Source organism: Massilia luteola (assembly GCF_034420155.1).
In the GTDB taxonomy this organism is placed as follows: Bacteria; Pseudomonadota; Gammaproteobacteria; order Burkholderiales; family Burkholderiaceae_D; genus Telluria; species Telluria luteola.
In genome coordinates, this window is the sequence record NZ_JAXOFN010000001.1 from 543,281 (window position 1) to 560,250 (window position 16,970).

Here is a 16,970-nt window from a genome sequence, read left to right on the forward strand (position 1 = left end):
CATGTTCCGTCCCTGCGTCGTCATCCCCGTCTACAACCACGAGCACGCGATCGGCAATGTGCTCGCGCAGGTGCTCGCGCACGGCCTGCCCGTGATCCTGGTCGACGACGGCTGCTCGGCCGCCTGCGCCGCAGTGCTCGACCACCTCGTCGCCGCGCATCCGGAGCGGGTCGTGCTGGAGCGCCACGCCGTCAACCAAGGCAAGGGCGGGGCGGTACTGACGGGCTTCGCGCGCGCGACGCGCGATGGCTACAGCCACGTGCTGCAGGTGGATGCGGATGGCCAGCACAGCGTCGCCGACGTGCCGCGTTTCCTCGACGCCGCGCGCGCCGCGCCGCGGTCCGTCATCGCCGGCTGCCCGCTGTACGACGCATCGGTGCCGGCGCTGCGCCTGTATGCGCGCTACCTCACGCACGTCTGGGTCTGGATCAACACGCTGTCGCTGTCGATCCGCGACTCGATGTGCGGCTTTCGGGTCTACCCCGTCGCGCCGGTGCTGGCGCTGGCGCGCCGGCGCCGTCTGGGCCTGCGCATGAACTTCGACATCGAGATCCTCGTGCGCCTGTACTGGGACGGCCTCGCCATCGTCAACCTGCCCACGCGGGTCGGGTATCCGCAAGACGGCGTGTCGCACTTCAAGGCCTGGACCGACAACGCCCTGATCAGCCGCCTGCACATGACGCTGTTCTTCGGCATGCTGCCGCGCATTCCTTCGCTGCTGGTGCGGGCATGGCGCAGCTAGGCATTCCTGCTGGCGACGCGCGCCACTGGGCCGCCATCAACGAGGCGACCTGCGTGGCCGGCATGCGCCTGCTGTTCTGGGTCTGCCGGACCTTCGGCCGCTGGCCGTTCCGCGTCGTGCTGTATCCCGTGCTGCTGTGGTACGTGGCGACCCGGCCGCGTGCGCGGCGCGCGTCCGCCGCCTACCTGGCGCGCGTGGGCATGCCGGCCGGCGTGGCCGGCGTGCTACGTCACTTCGGCGCGTTCGCCGAAGCGATCCTCGACAAGATGCTGCTGTGGGGCGGCGCGTTCGACTTCGACCGCGTGCGCCTGCACGGCGCCGACGCGCTGCTCGAAGCGGCGCGCCAGGGCCGCGGCGCGCTGCTCGTGTGCGCGCACCTGGGCAACCTCGACCTGTGCCGCGCGCTGTCGCTGCGCACGCCCGGCTTGCGCGTGACGGTGCTCGTGCACACGAAGCATGCGCAGGCCTTCAACGACGTGCTGGCGCAGCTCGACCCCAGGAGCCGCCTGAACCTGATGCAGGTGACGGACATGGACGCGGCGATGGCGATGGCGCTGTCCGAGCGTGTCGGGCGCGGCGAATTCGTCGTCATCGCCGGCGACCGCGTGCCCGTGTCGGCCAACCCGCGCGTGGCGTTGGCGCCGTTCCTCGGCCGCACGGCGGCGTTCCCGATCGGTCCGTACGTGATGGCCGCGGTGCTCGGCTGTCCGCTGGTCGCGATGTTCGCCACGCGAACCGGCGGCGGCTACGACGTGCACTTCGAACCGTTGTGCGAGAAAGTCGTGCTGCCGCGCCGCGCCCGCGCGGGCGCCCTGGGCGAGCTGGCCGCCGGCTACGCCGCGCGCCTCGAGCATCACGCGCGCCGCGCGCCGCTCGAGTGGTTCAATTTCTACGATTTTTGGCATTTACCCGAAACGGATTTTCCCGATGCTGCTCAGTGACATCAACACACCCCGGCGCACCGTGCGCTTCGACCGCTCGCGCCTGGTGCTGGAGGATATCGTCGACATCGCGCGCGGCACTGCCCGCCCGGCCCTGTCGGAGGATCCGGCGTTCCGCGCAGCCATCGCGCGCGGTGCCGACTTCCTCGACCGCCTGCTGCGCGAGGACGGCGTCGTGTACGGCGTCACGACCGGCTACGGCGATTCCTGCACCGTCGAGGTGCCGCTCGCGCTGGTGCCCGAGCTGCCGCACCACCTGTACACCTACCACGGCTGCGGCCTCGGCGCTCCCCTGACGGAAGCGCAGGCCCGGGCCGTGATGGGCGCACGCCTCGCGTCGCTGTCCAAGGGCTATTCCGGCGTCAGCGTGGAACTGCTCGACCAGATCGTGCGCCTGTTCGACGCCGGCCTCGTGCCCGTGATCCCGAGCGAAGGGTCGGTCGGCGCCAGCGGCGACCTGACCCCGCTGTCCTACCTGGCCGCTGTGCTGTGCGGCGAGCGCGAAGTGCTGCGCGACGGCGTGACGGTGCCGGCGGTGCAGGCGCTGCACGACGCCGGCATCGCGCCGCTGCGCCTGCGGCCCAAGGAGGGACTGGCGATCATGAACGGCACCGCCGTCATGACCGGCCTGGCCTGCCTCGCCTGGGACCGCGCCGCCTACCTGACGCGTCTTGTCACCCGCATCACCGCGCTGGCATCGTTCGCGCTCGACGGCAACGACCACCATTTCGACGAGACGCTGTTCGCGGTCAAGCCGCATGCGGGCATGCAGGACGTCGCCGCGTGGCTGCGCCAGGACCTGGAATACGGCGGCCAGCTGGAGCGCAACGGCAAGCGCCTGCAGGACCGCTATTCGATCCGCTGCGCGCCGCACGTCATCGGCGTGCTGGCCGATGCGCTGCCGTTCTTCCGCACCGCCATCGAGAATGAACTCAACAGCGCCAACGACAATCCGATCATCGACGCCGAGGGCGAGCGCGTGCTGCACGGCGGCCACTTCTACGGCGGCCACATCGCCTTCGCCATGGACGGCATGAAGAATGCGGTCGCGAACCTGGCCGATCTCCTTGACCGGCAGATGGCATTGCTCGTCGACGCGCGCTACAACGCGGGGCTGCCCGCGAACCTGTCCGGCATGCAGGGCGAGCGGGCGCCGATCAACCACGGCCTCAAGGCGCTGCAGATCAGCGCCTCGGCGTGGACGGCGGAAGCGCTCAAGCTGACGATGCCGGCGTCGGTGTTCTCGCGCTCGACCGAATGCCACAACCAGGACAAGGTCAGCATGGGCACGATCGCCGCGCGCGACTGCCTGCGCGTGCTGGAACTGACCGAGCAGGTCGCGGCGGCTCTGCTGGTCACCGTGCGCCAGGGCGTCTGGCTGCGTCGGCGCGTCGACCCGGCCAAGGCGCTGCCGGCGCCGCTGGCGCGCATGGTCGACCTGCTGGGGCAGGACATCGCCCCGGTCACCGAGGACCGCCGCCTCGACCCCGAACTGCGGCTGCTGCTGGGCCGCATCCGCGACCAGGCGTGGAGCCTGTATGCGTAAGGCGAAGGCGGCGTCGCGCTGGAACGCGGAAGTCGAGATCCAGGTGCAGTTCTACGACCTGGATCCGATGGAAGTGGTCTGGCACGGCAACTATGTGAAATACCTCGAGGTGGCGCGCTGCGCGCTGCTCGACGCGATCGGCTACAACTATGCCGAGATGAAGGCGTCCGGTTACATGTGGCCTATCATCGACATGAACCTGCGCTACGCGGCGCCCGCCACGTTCGGCCAGCGCCTGCGGCTGCGCGCCGAGATCGTCGAGTGGGAAAACCGCCTGCGCATCGACTACCTGGTCAGCGACGCGGCCAGCGGCAGGCGCCTGAACCGCGCGTCGACGACGCAGGTCGCGGTCGACATCGCAAGCGGCGAGATGTGCTTCGTCTCGCCGCCTGTCCTGTTCCAGAAGCTGGGAGTGCAAGCACCATGAAACGATTATTCGCCGGCCTGCTGCTGGCATCGATGCTGGACGCGTCGGCGCAGACCGCCGCGCCCATCGCCAGGATCCAGGCCATGCTGGCCAAACCGGAACAGTTGTGCGGCCGCTTCGCGCAGACCAAGCAGCTGGCCGGCATGAAGAAGCCGCTGGCATCGAGCGGCCGTTTCTGCGTCATTGCCGGCAAGGGGGTCCTGTGGCGTACGCTGAAGCCGTTCCCGAACTCGCTGCGCCTGACGCGCGACGAGATCGTGCAGCTGCAGGGGGAGCGCGTGGCGATGCGCATGGAGGCGAGCCGCGAACCGACCGTCCGCATGATCAACGGCGTGCTGTTCTCGCTGCTGTCCGGCGACCTCGGTCAACTCGCCACACTGTTCGAGGTCGACGGCAGCGCGGCGGACGGTGCGTGGAAAGTGACGCTGAAGGCGCGCAACCCCGCGCTGGCGCGCGCGATCGGCGCCATTTCGCTGGACGGCGGCGCCTACGTGCGCACGATCCGCATGGTGGAGGACAGCGGCGACCGCACCGACATCGTGTTCTCCGACATCAGGACCGGCCCTGGCGCCGTCCTGCCCGAAGAGGCGGCCCAGTTTTGACGCCGCATCGCCGCCTGGCGCTCGCCTGGGCCCTGGTCGTGTGCCTGCTGGCCGGGCACAATGCCTGGCTGTGGCTGGGCAAGCGCATTGTGCCCGACACCGACATCCTCGCGCTGCTGCCGGCCGGCGAGCGCGATCCGGTGCTGCAGCGCTCGTTCACGCATATGGTCGACAGTGCCCAGCAGCGCGTCGTCGTGCTGGTCGGCGCGGCGCACTGGCCGGACGCCATGCGCGCCGCCGACGCGTTCGGTGCCGTGCTGCGCCCGCACGCGGGGCTGTTGAAAGCGGACGCCGGCGCCGACGCCCAGGCCGCGTGGCTGGACGGCTTCGTGCCGCATGCGACGCTGCTGGTCGGCGGCGCGGACGAACGCGCCCTGCGCACGCGGCCCGCCGCCGAGTGGACGGAACGCGCGCTGGCCCGCGCGTACGGCGCGTTCGGCGGGCCGAAGCTGGGGAGCTTCCGCGACGATCCGTTCGGCCTGTTCGCCGGGTGGATGCAGGAGCGCGCCGGCGAAACCCCCGTGCGCCCGCGCGACGGCCGCCTGTACGTGGGCGGCGAAGGACGCGAGTATGTGCTGCTGACCTATACGCTGGCGCCGTCGGCGTTCGCGCTGGCCGCGCAGCGCGACGCGGTGCCGTTGCTCGATGCGGCGGCCGATGCCGCGCGCCGCGCCGTGCCGGCGGCCGAGGTGATCGAGGCCGGCGTCGTGCTGCACGCGGCGGCCGCGGGCCGCCAGGCCAGCACCGAAGTGGAGACGATCGGCCTCGGTTCGCTGGCCGGCATCGTCGTGCTGACATGGCTGACGTTCCGCTCGGTCAAGCCGATCGGGCTGATCGTGCTGGCGATCGGCATCGGCTTCCTCGGCGCGCTGTCCGTGTGCTGGATCCTGTTCGGCCGCATCCACCTGCTCACGCTGGTGTTCGGCGCCAGCCTGATCGGCGTGGCCCAGGACTATGGCCTGTATTTCCTGTGCCACCGGCTCGGGGCCGGACCCCATCTCGATTCGGTACGCTTGCTGCGCCGCCTGCTGCCCGGCCTCAGCCTGACCTTGCTGGCCGCCGTCATCGGCTATATGGGGCTCGCGCTGACGCCGTTCCCGGGCCTGCGCCACATGGCCGTCTTTTCCGCATGCGGCCTCGTATTCGCCTGGCTCACCGTCGTGTGCTGGTTCCCGCAACTGATCGGTCCCGGCACGCTGCGGCGCGGCTGGCTCGCGCGCCGCTACGGCGGCCTCGTCGCGCGCTGGCCGCGCGTGTCGACGCGGCCGCCCGTGCTGGCCGCGCTCGCGCTGCTGGCGGCGGTGGCGGCCATTGGCTGCGCGCGCCTCGGCACCGACGACGATATCCGTTCGCTGCAATCGTCGCCGGCCCGGCTCGTGCGCGACCAGATCAAGCTGGGCCGCCTGCTCGACGCGCCCACGCCCGTGCAATACTACCTGGTGCGCGGCGCGTCGGACGAACAGGTCCTCCAGCGTGAGGAAGCCCTCAAGCGCCGCCTCGATCCGCTCGTCGCGCAGGGGAGCATCACCGGTTACCAGGCGCTGTCGAACTGGGTGCCGTCGGCGCGCACGCAGGGCGAACGCCTGGCGTTGCTGGATGCGACCGTGCTGGCGCCGGACGGCCCGCTGGCCACGCTGGCGCGCCGCCTCGGCGCGGACGACGACTGGGTCGCGGCCACGCGAGCCCACCTGCGCGGGCGCGCCGTGCCCTTGACCGCGGCGGCGTTCCTGCGGACCCCGGCAAGCGAACCGTGGCGCCATCTGTGGCTCGGCGACGTGAGCGGCGTCCATGCCAGCATCGTCGCGTTGCGCGGCATGCGCTACGCGTCGATTCCCGTACTGGCCCGTGCGGCCGCCGGGCTGGAAGGCGTGCAATGGGTCGACAAGGTCGGCGGCATCTCGGCCGTGCTGGGACGCTATCGGGCGTACATGGGAGCCGTCGTGCTCGGGGCATACGCGCTCGTGTACCTGGCGCTGCTGCCGCGCTATCGCGGCCGCACCTGGCGCGTGCTGGCGCCGACGGCCGCCGCGAGCGTGCTTACGCTGGCCATCCTCGGTCTGGCCGGCTTGCACCTGCAGTTGTTCCACGTGCTGGCGCTGATGTTGCTGCTGGGCGTAGGCGTCGACTACGGCATCTTCATGCAGGAAGACCGGGAGCGGGGCGACGCCGCGCCGTGGCTTGCCGTCGGCCTGTCCGCCGCCAGCACGCTGCTGTCGTTCGGCCTCCTGGCGCTCTCCGGCACACCGGCGCTGCGCGCGTTCGGGCTCACCATGCTGCTCGGGACGGCGCTGGTCTGGTTCGCCGCACCCTGTTTCACCGTCATCGCGAAGGAGTGCCATGAAGCGCCTGCCACCGTCTGAATCCGGCGCGCGCCTCGCCGCGCTGGCCGCCGCGCTGCTGCTGGCCGGCTGCGTGCGTGCGCCGGACGCGCCGGCACGCCTCGGCCTGCGCCTGCCGCCCGCGGCGCTGGGCACCGCCATCAGCGTGCAGCAGCACCTGACCGTCGAGCGGCCCGGCGGCACGAACGATCTCGACGTCGCGCTCGAAGTGGATGCCGCGCACGTCGGCCTGGTCGGCCTGGCGTTCGGCCAGCGCGTGCTGAGCCTCGATTACGACGGGCGCGTATTGAACGAGTGGCGCCACCCGATGCTGCCGGCCCAGGTCCGTGCGGCCGATGTGCTGGAAGACCTGCAACTGACCCTGTGGCCGGCCGCCGCGATCGCGCAGGCGCTGCCGGCGGGCTGGCAGATCGACGACCAGGGCCTCACGCGCGTGCTGCGCCGCGACGGCGAGGTGATCGCGACGATCACGTATGGCGGCATGCCGCGTTGGCAGGGCAGGGCGGTGCTCGACAACGTGCGCTATCACTACCGGCTGACCATCGAGTCGGCGTCCGAATGAGGTTTCCGATGTTGTACCTGAACGATTGCGCGCTGTTGTGCGCACTGGGCGACGACCGCGACACGATCGCGCGGCGCCTGCTCGACGAGGCGGAAGGCGGGCTCACCGTGTCCGACGCCTGCTCGCCCGGCCGCCCGCTGCCGCTGGGCCGCGTGCAGGCCGCGCTGCCTGCGGTGGACCATTTGCCGCTGCCGCTGCGCAGCCGCAACAATCAACTGGCGCTGGCCGCGCTGGAGCGAATCCGGCCCGCCGTCGATGCCGCCATCGCCGGTTACGGCGCCGGCCGCGTCGGCGTCGTCGTCGGCACCAGCACGTCGGGCGTGGCCGCCACGGAACATGCGCTGGCGGCGCGGGCGCGCACTGGCGCGCTGCCGGCCGGGTTCCATTACGGCCAGCAGGAGATGGGATCGCCGGCGGCGTTGCTGGCGCGCGAACTGGGCATCGGTGGTCCGGCCTACGTCCATTCGAGCGCGTGTTCGTCGAGCGCCAAGGCCCTGGCCAGCGCGGCGCGCCTGATCCGCATGGGCTTGTGCGACGCGGTCGTCACGGGCGGCGTCGATACGCTGTGCGGTTTCACGGTCGCCGGCTTTTCCGCGCTCGAATCGGTCAGCGCGGCCCCCTGCAATCCCCTGAGCGCCGCGCGCAACGGCATCAACCTGGGGGAGGGCGCGGCGCTGTTCCTGATGAGCCGCGCGCCTGCCGCCGTGGCGCTGTGCGGCTGGGGCGAATCGTCCGACGGCCACCACATGTCGGCGCCCGATCCGGCAGGTGGCGGGGCGCGGCTGGCGATGCGCGAGGCGCTGCGCCGGGCCGGCATCGAACCGGCCGACGTCGATTACATCAACCTGCATGGCACCGCGACCGTCCAGAACGACGCGATGGAGTCGCGTGCCGTCGCCGACCTGTTCGGCACCGGCGTCGCGGTCAGCTCCACGAAGCCGTTCACCGGCCACACGCTGGGCGCGGCGGGCGCCGTCGAGGCGGCGTTTTGCTGGCTGGCGATGCAGGACGATAACGCGGCGGGCAAGCTGCCGCCACACCTGTGGGACGGCGCGCAGGATCCCGCGCTGCCGGCACTGAACGTGGCGCGCCGAGGCACGCGCCTGGGGCGCCCGCTGCGCTGGGCGCTCAGCAATTCGTTTGCGTTCGGCGGTTCGAACGCGACCCTCGTGTTCGGGAGGACGCGATGAACCTGCCCGACATCCGCACGCTGGTGCCGCACGACGGTGCCATGTCGCTGCTCGGACGGCTGCGCGCGGCCGATGCCGAGAGCCTGTGCGCCGAGGTGACGATCGGGCCGGCCACGCTGTTCCTGGTCGACGGCGCGGTGGGCGCATGGGTCGGCGTGGAATACATGGCGCAGGCGGTGGCCGCGCATGCCGGCTACGGCGCCCGCCTGCGCGGCGAACCGGTGCGCGTGGGATTCTTGCTCGGCACCCGCCGCTACGCCTGCACGGTCGCCGCATTCCCGGCAGGGAGCGTCCTGCACGTGCATGTGCAGCAGGTGTTGCGGGGCGAGAACGGCCTGGGCGCCTACGACTGCCGTATCGTCGACGGCGCCGGCGGCGCCGAATGGGCGAGTGCCACGATCACCGTCTTCCAGCCCGACAATGTAGAAGAGTTTTTGCAACGGAGTTCCGAATGAGTAGTATCGACAAGAGTGTGCTGGTAACCGGCTCGTCGCGCGGCATCGGCAAGGCGATCGCGCTGCGCCTGGCGCGCGACGGCTACCGCGTGGTGGTGCATTGCCGCAGCCGCCGCAGCGAGGCCGAGGCCGTGGCGGCCGACATCGCGGCGGCCGGCGGCAGCGCGCGCATCCTGCAGTTCGATATCGGCGAACGCGAGGCGACGGCTGCCGCCCTGCTGGCCGACATCGAGGCGCACGGCTGCTACTACGGCGTCGTCTGCAACGCCGGCGTCGCGCGCGACACGGCTTTTCCGGCCATGAGCGGCGAGGAATGGGACCAGGTGCTGGGTACGAACCTGGACGGCTTCTTCAACGTCCTGAATCCGCTCGTCATGCCGATGGTCCAGCGGCGCAAGCCGGGCCGCATCGTGACGATGGCGTCGGTGTCGGGCCTGATCGGCAACCGCGGCCAGGTCAACTACAGCGCCGCCAAGGCCGGCATCATCGGCGCGACCAAGGCGCTCGCGCTGGAACTGGCCAAGCGCGCCATCACGGTCAACTGCGTCGCGCCGGGCCTGATCGAGACCGACATGATCGAGGGCGTGCCGCTCGACGAAGCGCTCAAGCTGATCCCCGCGCGTCGCGTGGGCCGTCCCGACGAGGTGGCGGCCGCCGTCAGCTTCCTGCTGTCGGACGATGCCGGCTACATGACGCGCCAGGTCATTTCCGTCAACGGAGGCATGGCATGAAACGTGTCGTCGTCACCGGCATGGCCGGCATCAGCCCGCTGGGCAACGACTGGGACGCGATCCGCGCGCGCCTGGGCGAGGGGCGCAACGCGATCGTGCGGATGGCGGCCTGGGACGACTACGAGGGCCTGAACACGCGCCTGGGCGCGCCCGCCGCGCCGTTCGAGCTGGGCGAGCGTTACCACCGCAAGGCGGTCCGCAGCATGGGCCGCGTCGCGCTGATGGCGACGCGCGCCAGCGAACTCGCGCTGGCGGATGCGGGCCTGCTCGACCATCCGCTGCTCACCGGCGGCAGGATGGGCATTGCGTTCGGCTCGTCGGCCGGCACGCCCAGCGCCATCGGCGACTTCGGCCGCATGATGGAAGAGCGCACGACCAAGGGCATCAACGCGACCACCTACATCAAGATGATGGCGCACACGGCCCCCGTCAACATCGGCGTGTTCTTCGGCGTGACGGGACGCGTGGTCACGACGTCGTCCGCCTGCACGTCGGGCAGCCAGGGCATCGGCTACGCCTACGAGGCCATCAAGACGGGCAGGCAGACGGCGATGATCGCGGGCGGCGCCGAGGAATTGTGCGCGACGGAGGCCGCGGTCTTCGACACGCTGTTCGCGACCAGCGTGCGCAACGATGCGCCGCACACGACGCCGCGCCCGTTCGACCGCGTGCGCGACGGCCTCGTCATCGGCGAGGGCGCCGGTTGCCTGATCCTGGAAGAGCGCGAGCACGCGCTGGCGCGCGGTGCGACGGTGTATGCGGAGATCGTCGGTTTCGGCACCAACAGCGACGGTTGCCACGTCACCCAGCCCAACGCCGATACGATGCGGATCGCGATGGAACTGGCGCTGGAGGATGCCGGCCTGGCGCCGCAAGCCATCGGCTACGTCAACGCCCACGGTACGGGCACGCAGCATGGCGACGTCGCCGAGACGATCGCGACGAACGCCGTGTTCGGCGCGCGCATGCCGATCAGTTCGCTGAAGAGCTATATGGGCCACACGCTCGGCGCCTGCGGGGCGCTCGAAGCGTGGATCAGTATCCGGATGATGCGCGAAGGCTGGTTCGCGCCAACCGTCAACCTTGACGAGATCGACTTCCAATGCGGCGAGCTCGACTATATTCGCGGCGAGGGGAGACGCCTCGATTGCGAGTATGTCATGTCCAATAATTTTGCGTTTGGCGGCATTAACACGTCGCTGATCTTCAAGCGGTAGTTCCACCATCAACTATAAAGGAAAAAAATGAATAACAAGCACCGGACTGTCCTGCTGGCATCGGCAATGTTGAGTGTCGGCCTGCTGCAAGGTTGCGCGACGAACATCAAGGCCTCGTCGACGGCAAACCCGCCGCCGGCGAAAGCGTTCTCGGCGTACAGCCGTATCGAGGTCAAGCCGGTCGTGTTCAAGGAGGGTTACAAGGGCGATTACGCCGGCCTGGCCAAGATCGACGAGAACTTCAAGAAAGACCTGGCGCCGCGACTGGCACAGTGGAACAACCGCGCAGCCGACGGCAATACGCTGGTGGTCGAGCCGGTAGTCGAAGAACTGTCCTTCAAGCATGGCGCCAAGCGCGTGCTGCTCGGGCCCCTGGCCGGCAGCTCGGGTGTGCTCATGCGCGTGACGTTCCGCGACAACACGGGCAAGGTGATCGCGACGCCGGAGTTCTTTCAGCGTACTGCCGCCTTCAGCGGCGGCTACTCGTTCGGCGTCAACGACAACATGATGCTGACCCGCGTGGCGAACCTCGCCAGCGGCTACATCGTCGCCAACTACGACAAGGCCGTCGGCGGTCCGACCGGCGCGGACGAGCAGGCCGTCAAGGCCGACTGACCGGAGGACGCAATGGCTTTCAGGAACACGAAGACGATGCTGGCCTGCGCGCTGCTGGCGCTCGGCACGACGGCGCACGCGCGCGACACCAAGCTGATGCTGCCTTTGTCGGCAGCCATGAGCACCAACGACGCCCAGTCGCGCCTGGGCGATTCGGTGAAGTTCTATTTCGGCACCCAGGCGACGCCACCCGTGCTCGAGCGCCTCGGTGCGGACAAGACGAGCCAGAAGACCAATTCGTTCGGCAAGTCGCCCGAGACGTCTTGCAACTGGGCATTCCTGTCGGCCATGCTGCGCCTGCAGCAGCGCGCCCGCGAACTGGGCGCCAATGCCGTGATCAATATCGTCAGCAATTACAGGAACGTGGAAATGTCGAGCGAAACGCAGTTCGAATGCCACGACGGGGCGATCATGTCGGGCGTGGCGCTGAAGGGCGAATTCGTCAAGGTGAAGCCGTGAGCCCGGCCGGCCGCGCGTGAAGACCGCGCCCGCGGCCACCGGTACCTTGCTCTGGGTGGCCGACACCGATGCGCTCGGTGAGGCCGCCCTCGCGTTCTATGCGGGCTGGCTCGGCGCGTCGGAGCGGTACCGTTGCGAGCGCTTCATGCGTCCGCAGCGGCGCCGCCAGTTCATCGCGGGGCGAGCACTGCTGAGGCGCATGATCGCGCATCTGCTGGGGCTGGCGCCGGCCGATGTCGCGCTGTGCGAGCGCCCGGGCAATGCGCCCGCGCTCGTCGGCGGCGGTTTGCCTGCAGTCGGCTTCAGTATGTCGCACAGCGGGCCGTGGGTCGCCTGCGTGGCCAGCCTGGATTCTCCCGTTGGCCTCGACATCGAACGCATCGATACCGCGCGCGATATCCTCGCGCTCGCCGAACAGGCATTCGATCCCGCGACGGCCGCGGCGGTGCGCGCCTGCACGGACGGGGCCCGCGTGCAAGCCTTCTATCGGCATTGGTGCCTGCTCGAGGCTGGCATCAAGCTGGGACAGGCATCCGCCGCTGACCATGTTTACATGCACCCTGGATGGGTGCTGGCCGTGCGCTGCGCCCGGCCGCTCGCGGCCGCACCCAGGCTCGACTTCATCCGGCTCGGTGGAGGTGACGCAGCTTGAATCCTGAAGCGCGCGGCGTCAGCGCGACATGCCCACGAGCTTGTGCACGAGTTCCGACGACGTCGACGCCGAGAACTTGCGCATCAGCTTGGCACGGTGCATCTCCACCGTGCGCGGCGACAGGTCGATCTCGCGCGCGATCACCTTGCTCGTCTTGCCTTCGACGAGCAGGGCCGCGATCTCGCGCTCGCGCGGGGTCAGCTCGGCCGTCACGGGACGCTTTTCGCTGACGTCCTCGAACGTCCACACGCCGGCGCCCAGCGGCTCGGCCGGGTCGAGCGCGCGGCCCGTCACGTGGCACCAGAACAATTCCCCGTTGCCTCTCCGCATGATGCGCTCGTCCGAGTAGCGGCCCTTCGCGTTCATGATCGGGATGATGCGGTCGCCCGTGCGCAGGAACTCGTCCATGGTCGGATAGAGTACCGAGAACGACTGGCCGTCCAGATGCGTGCGCGGATAGCCGAACATCGCCGCCAGGGCGTGGTTGCAGGACTGGATCACGCGGTTCACCGAGATGCACATGCCGACGGGCGCGTGCTGGAAAATCATCTCGTAATCGATGGCGTATGATGCGTTCATTTGATGGTAGTCGCGTCCCTGCAGGAAACGCTTGCCGGTATTTCTACGGTATTGTGCTTTGGAGGGGCGTATTCTATTCTCGAATTCTACTCTGCTGTAGAGCTCAATAACCAAAGGGACGGGTATGAACAAAGTGTATCCTGATGCGCGCTCCGCGCTGGAAGGGGTCGTGGCAAGCGGCCAGACCATCGCCGTGGGCGGTTTCGGCCTGTGCGGCATTCCGGAGGCGCTCATCGCCGCGCTGCGCGATTCCGGCGCCAAGGACCTGACGGCCATCTCGAACAACGCCGGCGTCGACGACTTCGGCCTCGGCCAGTTGCTCGCGACGCGCCAGATCAGGAAGATGATCGCCTCGTACGTGGGCGAGAACAAGGAATTCGCGCGCCAGTTCCTGGCCGGCGAACTCGAACTGGAATTCACGCCGCAGGGCACGCTGGCCGAGAAGCTGCGCGCCGGCGGCGCCGGCATCCCGGCCTTCTTCACCAAGACCGGCTACGGCACCATCGTCGCGGAAGGCAAGGAGACCCGCGAATTCGACGGCGAGATGTACGTGATGGAGCGTTCGCTCGTGCCCGACGTGTCGCTCGTCAAGGCCTGGAAGGCCGACCGCGCCGGCAACCTCGTGTTCCGCAAGACGGCACGCAACTTCAACCCGAACGTGGCCACCGCGGGCAAGGTCTGCATCGCGGAAGTCGAGCAACTGGTCGAGATCGGCGAGATCGATCCGGACCAGGTGCATACCCCGAGCATCTTCGTGCACCGCATCGTTCACAACCCGACGCCGGAAAAGCGCATCGAACAGCGCACCGTGCGTCAAGCATAAGACCAGGGAGACAGACATGGCATGGACTCGTGATGAAATGGCCGCGCGCGCGGCCAAGGAACTGCAGGACGGTTTCTACGTGAACCTGGGCATCGGCCTGCCCACGCTGGTGGCGAACTACGTCCCCAAGGACATCGAAGTGTTCCTCCAGTCGGAAAACGGCTTGCTGGGCATCGGCCCGTTCCCGACCGACGCTGAAGTGGACGCCGACCTGATCAATGCCGGCAAGCAGACCGTGACCGCGCTGCCGGGCGCTGCCTACTTCAGCTCGGCCGATTCCTTCGGCATGATCCGCGGCGGCAAGATCAACCTGGCGATCCTCGGCGCGATGCAGGTGTCGGCCAAGGGCGATCTGGCCAACTGGATGATCCCGGGCAAGATGGTCAAGGGCATGGGCGGCGCGATGGACCTCGTGGCCGGCGTCAAGCGCGTCGTCGTCGTGATGGAACACGTGGCCACAAGCAAGGACGGCTCGGTCAGCCACAAGATCCTCAAGAAATGCGAGCTGCCGCTGACGGGCGTCGGCGTCGTCGACCGCATCATCACCGACCTCGGCGTCATCGACGTCACGGACACCGGCCTCAGGCTGGTCGAACTGGCGCCGGGCGTCAGCAAGGATGAGGTCGTGGCCGCCACGTCGGCCGAACTGGACGTATCGGCCGTCTGAGGCCGCCGCGGGCGGCGCCGCAACGCCGCCGCCCGTTTCTCTTCCAAACGCTTCCGTTCAGCGCAGGGTCCACACGTATTTCACGCTGGTCCATTGCTGCACAGGCTTGCCGTTGTCGAGCGCGGGGCGAAAGCCGCATGTCGCCAGCGCCGTGCGCGCGGCCTCGTCCAGTGTCGCGAAGCCGCTCGATTCCATGACCTTCGAATCCTTCACCCGGCCGTTCTCGTCCACCAGAAAGCCCAGGGTGACCGCGCCCTCGTGGTGGCCCTGCAGGTCGGCTTTTGGGTACTGTGGTTTGGCGCAGCTCCTAAACTCGAGTGTCGCCCTGGCGGTCACGGCGCTGTCGTCGGCCGGCGGACTCGACGCGGCCTGTGCCGCAGCAGCGCAGGCGAACGCGACGCCGGCCACGTAGAACGATGCCGGGACGGGCGGGCAGCCCAAGGTGGAACGGACAGTGCGGACGATGCTGAACATGGTTTCTCCTTTGGGCCGAGGCCCGGTTGAATGGGAACTGATGACCTCCAGTTCGGGAAGGCGCCGCCTCATGCGAGCGTCCAGATGTACTTGACGGGTGTCCACGTCGGTACGGGCCGGCCGTGGCTCAGTGCGGGCTTGAACCGGCATCGATGCAGCGCGCCGCGCGCCGCCTCGTCCATACTGGCGTAGCCGCTCGACTGCAGGATCTTCGACTCCATCACGGCGCCGGCGGCGTCGAGGCGGAATCCCACGATGACGGCGCCTTCGTGTCCGGCCGCGATGTCGGCCTTCGGGTATTGCGGCTTGCGGCAGGAGGTGAAGTCCATGGTGGCACGGCGCGACACGTCGGCCGCCGCGATGGCTGGCGCATCGACGGCTGCCGCATCGACGGCCGCTGCAGCGACGGCTGTCGCAGCGACGGCCGCCGGACGGTCCGTGCCGCTGCGGGACGACAATGCGTGGGCACCCGCGGCGCAGGCCACCACGAGACCCAGCATGAGGCTCAGCCCGGGCAGCGCGGCACGCCAGTCCAGCGCCTGCCGATCGGGACGCAGCAGGCGGCGGATGCGCGACGCGAGGTCGCCACCTGTCGCGGCCTGTGCCAGGTGGTGGCGCGAGAACTGCAGGCGCTCCAGCTCGGACAGCGCCCGCGCCAGGCGGCGCGGTTCGCCAAGCAGGCGCGCGGCGAAATCGTCGGCAATCAGCTCGCGCTCGTGGCGGATGCGCCGCGAGATCCACCACACGGCAGGATGATAGAACAGCAGGGCCTCGATCACGTTCTGCGCGAGGTTGACGAGGTAGTCGTGGCGCCGCACGTGGCCCAGTTCGTGCACCAGCAGCGCCTCGAGCAGGGCGGGCGGCATGCCCGTCACGAGCGCGGCCGGCACGAGCACGATGGGTCGCCAGCAACCGGCCGTGATCGGGCTCGCAAGGCTGTCGACGATGCGCAGGCGCAGGTGGCGCACCATGCCGGCACGGGCGGCAAGTTGCGACAGGCGGGCCTGCCAGGCGCGTTCGCCATCGCGACGTTCCGAAGCGTCGCCCCGTGCCGTGCCGTCGTCCGCACCCGCGCCATGTCCGATCCACAGTAGCCCGAGGGCCATGCGCAGCCCGAATGCCGCCGCGCAGGCCGCCCACGCGCCGACGATCGTGTCGAGATGGCGCTGCAGCCAGCCGAACACGCCGGCCGCGTCCTGCAGTGCCGCGTCCGGCGCGGGCACCAGCGGCAGCAGGCGCACCGCCGGGATATCGCGGCCGTCCTGCAGCATCAGCACGAGGTCGGCCACCGGCCAGGCGATGCAGAGCAGCAGCGCGCCGCACGCCAGGGCATAGCGGCTTTCCGGCCGGGCATTGCGCAGCGCCACGAGCAGCACGGCCGTCGCGCAGCCGACCAGCGTCCCTTGCCAGACGAAGTGCAGCAGCGTCCAGCCGAGGCTCGCCACGAAGGCGGGAGCAAGCGCGGGCAGGTGCAGCGGCGCGAGTAGATGCGTGGGCAACAGCATGGTCAGCAGCCCACCGGCAAGCCCGGCGCTCATTGCTCGTCCTCGTCTTTCAGCAGTTGTTCGATCTCATCGCGCTCCTTTTTCGAAATGCCGCTCTTGAGGGCGGCCAGTACGAGTGCCTTCGCCGAGCCGGCGAAGGCGCGGTGCATCAGGTCCTTGAGCAGATTCGTCTGCAGCGCGTCCTGCGCCTGGGCCGGTGCGTAGACGTGAGACCGTTCGCTCTCGTCGCGGATCAATAAACCTTTGGCGTGCATGATCTGCATCAGGCGCAGCACGGTCGCGTACGTGACGTCCGGGCGTTCCTTGATGATGTCCTCGTGGACCTGGCGCGCCGTGGCCGAGCCGAGCGGCCACAACACTTGCAACAGGTCGAGTTCGGCCGGCGTCGGCCTCGGCAGGGCGGGGGATGTGGTCATGGCAGTCTTGCGGAACGTGGTCGATAAA

Annotated in this window: 20 protein-coding genes; 16 read left to right on the forward strand and 4 right to left on the reverse strand. The window is 69.3% G+C overall.

Annotated features, from left to right (window positions below):
• Position 1 precedes the first annotated feature (1 nt).
• From U9J41_RS02455 to U9J41_RS02520, 14 genes are read left to right on the forward strand one after another with little or no spacing between them, the layout of a single operon-like run.
• A complete protein-coding gene (locus tag U9J41_RS02455) occupies positions 2-742 on the forward strand; it encodes a glycosyltransferase family 2 protein (RefSeq protein WP_322399996.1) in 741 nt (246 codons plus the stop codon).
• Complete coding sequence (locus U9J41_RS02460) at positions 730-1,683, forward strand: LpxL/LpxP family acyltransferase (RefSeq protein ID WP_322399997.1); 954 nt, start codon at positions 730-732, stop codon at positions 1,681-1,683. The genes U9J41_RS02455 and U9J41_RS02460 overlap by 13 nt, the downstream gene beginning before the upstream one ends.
• Positions 1,670-3,229: an HAL/PAL/TAL family ammonia-lyase gene (locus U9J41_RS02465; RefSeq protein ID WP_322399998.1), complete on the forward strand. Its 1,560-nt coding sequence runs from the start codon at positions 1,670-1,672 to the stop codon at positions 3,227-3,229. The genes U9J41_RS02460 and U9J41_RS02465 overlap by 14 nt, the downstream gene beginning before the upstream one ends.
• Complete coding sequence (locus U9J41_RS02470; protein ID WP_322399999.1) at positions 3,222-3,656, forward strand: acyl-CoA thioesterase; 435 nt, start codon at positions 3,222-3,224, stop codon at positions 3,654-3,656. Before U9J41_RS02465 ends, U9J41_RS02470 begins: the two co-directional genes overlap by 8 nt.
• Positions 3,653-4,258 carry a LolA family protein gene (locus tag U9J41_RS02475; protein ID WP_322400000.1) on the forward strand — a complete coding sequence of 202 codons (606 nt, stop codon included), beginning with the start codon at positions 3,653-3,655 and terminating at the stop codon, positions 4,256-4,258. Before U9J41_RS02470 ends, U9J41_RS02475 begins: the two co-directional genes overlap by 4 nt.
• Positions 4,255-6,618, forward strand: a complete 2,364-nt coding sequence (locus U9J41_RS02480; protein ID WP_322400001.1) for an MMPL family transporter — start codon at positions 4,255-4,257, stop codon at positions 6,616-6,618. Before U9J41_RS02475 ends, U9J41_RS02480 begins: the two co-directional genes overlap by 4 nt.
• The gene (locus tag U9J41_RS02485) at positions 6,596-7,159 is read left to right on the forward strand and encodes a DUF3261 domain-containing protein (RefSeq protein ID WP_322400002.1); all 564 of its coding nucleotides are present in this window, start codon (positions 6,596-6,598) and stop codon (positions 7,157-7,159) included. Before U9J41_RS02480 ends, U9J41_RS02485 begins: the two co-directional genes overlap by 23 nt.
• Before the next feature lie 8 nt (positions 7,160-7,167).
• Positions 7,168-8,349 (forward strand): beta-ketoacyl-ACP synthase, encoded by a 1,182-nt coding sequence (locus tag U9J41_RS02490; RefSeq protein WP_322400003.1) that lies wholly within the window; start codon positions 7,168-7,170, stop codon positions 8,347-8,349.
• Complete coding sequence (locus tag U9J41_RS02495) at positions 8,346-8,804, forward strand: hotdog family protein (RefSeq protein WP_322400004.1); 459 nt, start codon at positions 8,346-8,348, stop codon at positions 8,802-8,804. The genes U9J41_RS02490 and U9J41_RS02495 overlap by 4 nt, the downstream gene beginning before the upstream one ends.
• Positions 8,801-9,535: a 3-oxoacyl-ACP reductase FabG gene (gene fabG / locus U9J41_RS02500; RefSeq protein WP_322400005.1), complete on the forward strand. Its 735-nt coding sequence runs from the start codon at positions 8,801-8,803 to the stop codon at positions 9,533-9,535. The genes U9J41_RS02495 and fabG overlap by 4 nt, the downstream gene beginning before the upstream one ends.
• Positions 9,532-10,752 (forward strand): beta-ketoacyl-ACP synthase, encoded by a 1,221-nt coding sequence (locus U9J41_RS02505; RefSeq protein ID WP_322400006.1) that lies wholly within the window; start codon positions 9,532-9,534, stop codon positions 10,750-10,752. Before fabG ends, U9J41_RS02505 begins: the two co-directional genes overlap by 4 nt.
• A 27-nt stretch (positions 10,753-10,779) precedes the next feature.
• The gene (locus U9J41_RS02510) at positions 10,780-11,367 is read left to right on the forward strand and encodes a hypothetical protein (RefSeq protein WP_322400007.1); all 588 of its coding nucleotides are present in this window, start codon (positions 10,780-10,782) and stop codon (positions 11,365-11,367) included.
• Positions 11,368-11,379: 12 nt separating this feature from the next.
• A complete protein-coding gene (locus U9J41_RS02515) occupies positions 11,380-11,826 on the forward strand; it encodes an excinuclease ATPase subunit (protein WP_322400008.1) in 447 nt (148 codons plus the stop codon).
• A gap of 16 nt (positions 11,827-11,842) precedes the next feature.
• Entirely contained in the window at positions 11,843-12,478 is a 636-nt protein-coding gene (locus U9J41_RS02520) for a 4'-phosphopantetheinyl transferase family protein (RefSeq protein WP_322400009.1), read from the forward strand.
• An 18-nt stretch (positions 12,479-12,496) separates the two neighbouring features.
• Here U9J41_RS02520 and U9J41_RS02525 read toward each other — a convergent pair whose 3' ends face one another.
• A complete protein-coding gene (locus U9J41_RS02525; protein ID WP_322400010.1) occupies positions 12,497-13,057 on the reverse strand; it encodes a LuxR C-terminal-related transcriptional regulator in 561 nt (186 codons plus the stop codon).
• 124 nt (positions 13,058-13,181) lie between these two features.
• On the opposite strand from U9J41_RS02525, the gene U9J41_RS02530 reads away from it, so the two are divergent.
• Positions 13,182-13,880, forward strand: coding sequence for a CoA transferase subunit A (locus U9J41_RS02530; protein ID WP_322400011.1), 699 nt, complete (start codon positions 13,182-13,184; stop codon positions 13,878-13,880).
• 16 nt (positions 13,881-13,896) lie between these two features.
• Positions 13,897-14,547 carry a 3-oxoacid CoA-transferase subunit B gene (locus tag U9J41_RS02535; RefSeq protein WP_322400012.1) on the forward strand — a complete coding sequence of 217 codons (651 nt, stop codon included), beginning with the start codon at positions 13,897-13,899 and terminating at the stop codon, positions 14,545-14,547.
• Between the two features lie 57 nt (positions 14,548-14,604).
• Here U9J41_RS02535 and U9J41_RS02540 read toward each other — a convergent pair whose 3' ends face one another.
• The 3 genes from U9J41_RS02540 to U9J41_RS02550 all read right to left on the reverse strand — a co-directional run bounded on the left by U9J41_RS02540 (position 14,605) and on the right by U9J41_RS02550 (position 16,942).
• Positions 14,605-15,021, reverse strand: coding sequence for an energy transducer TonB (locus U9J41_RS02540; RefSeq protein WP_322400013.1), 417 nt, complete (start codon positions 15,019-15,021; stop codon positions 14,605-14,607).
• Positions 15,022-15,089: 68 nt separating this feature from the next.
• Entirely contained in the window at positions 15,090-16,559 is a 1,470-nt protein-coding gene (locus U9J41_RS02545; protein ID WP_322400014.1) for a M56 family metallopeptidase, read from the reverse strand.
• Entirely contained in the window at positions 16,556-16,942 is a 387-nt protein-coding gene (locus U9J41_RS02550) for a BlaI/MecI/CopY family transcriptional regulator (protein ID WP_322400015.1), read from the reverse strand. The genes U9J41_RS02545 and U9J41_RS02550 overlap by 4 nt, the downstream gene beginning before the upstream one ends.
• Between the last annotated feature and the right edge of the window lie 28 nt (positions 16,943-16,970).

Coding starts and splice junctions, on each gene's coding strand:
- U9J41_RS02455 (WP_322399996.1), top strand. CDS start 2: ATGTTCCGTCCCTGCGTCGTCATCCCCGTCTACAACCACGAGCACGCG.
- U9J41_RS02460 (WP_322399997.1), top strand. CDS start 730: ATGGCGCAGCTAGGCATTCCTGCTGGCGACGCGCGCCACTGGGCCGCC.
- U9J41_RS02465 (WP_322399998.1), top strand. CDS start 1,670: ATGCTGCTCAGTGACATCAACACACCCCGGCGCACCGTGCGCTTCGAC.
- U9J41_RS02470 (WP_322399999.1), top strand. CDS start 3,222: ATGCGTAAGGCGAAGGCGGCGTCGCGCTGGAACGCGGAAGTCGAGATC.
- U9J41_RS02475 (WP_322400000.1), top strand. CDS start 3,653: ATGAAACGATTATTCGCCGGCCTGCTGCTGGCATCGATGCTGGACGCG.
- U9J41_RS02485 (WP_322400002.1), top strand. CDS start 6,596: ATGAAGCGCCTGCCACCGTCTGAATCCGGCGCGCGCCTCGCCGCGCTG.
- U9J41_RS02490 (WP_322400003.1), top strand. CDS start 7,168: ATGTTGTACCTGAACGATTGCGCGCTGTTGTGCGCACTGGGCGACGAC.
- U9J41_RS02495 (WP_322400004.1), top strand. CDS start 8,346: ATGAACCTGCCCGACATCCGCACGCTGGTGCCGCACGACGGTGCCATG.
- fabG (WP_322400005.1), top strand. CDS start 8,801: ATGAGTAGTATCGACAAGAGTGTGCTGGTAACCGGCTCGTCGCGCGGC.
- U9J41_RS02505 (WP_322400006.1), top strand. CDS start 9,532: ATGAAACGTGTCGTCGTCACCGGCATGGCCGGCATCAGCCCGCTGGGC.
- U9J41_RS02510 (WP_322400007.1), top strand. CDS start 10,780: ATGAATAACAAGCACCGGACTGTCCTGCTGGCATCGGCAATGTTGAGT.
- U9J41_RS02515 (WP_322400008.1), top strand. CDS start 11,380: ATGGCTTTCAGGAACACGAAGACGATGCTGGCCTGCGCGCTGCTGGCG.
- U9J41_RS02525 (WP_322400010.1), bottom strand. CDS start 13,057: ATGAACGCATCATACGCCATCGATTACGAGATGATTTTCCAGCACGCG.
- U9J41_RS02530 (WP_322400011.1), top strand. CDS start 13,182: ATGAACAAAGTGTATCCTGATGCGCGCTCCGCGCTGGAAGGGGTCGTG.
- U9J41_RS02535 (WP_322400012.1), top strand. CDS start 13,897: ATGGCATGGACTCGTGATGAAATGGCCGCGCGCGCGGCCAAGGAACTG.
- U9J41_RS02540 (WP_322400013.1), bottom strand. CDS start 15,021: ATGTTCAGCATCGTCCGCACTGTCCGTTCCACCTTGGGCTGCCCGCCC.
- U9J41_RS02545 (WP_322400014.1), bottom strand. CDS start 16,559: ATGAGCGCCGGGCTTGCCGGTGGGCTGCTGACCATGCTGTTGCCCACG.
- U9J41_RS02550 (WP_322400015.1), bottom strand. CDS start 16,942: ATGACCACATCCCCCGCCCTGCCGAGGCCGACGCCGGCCGAACTCGAC.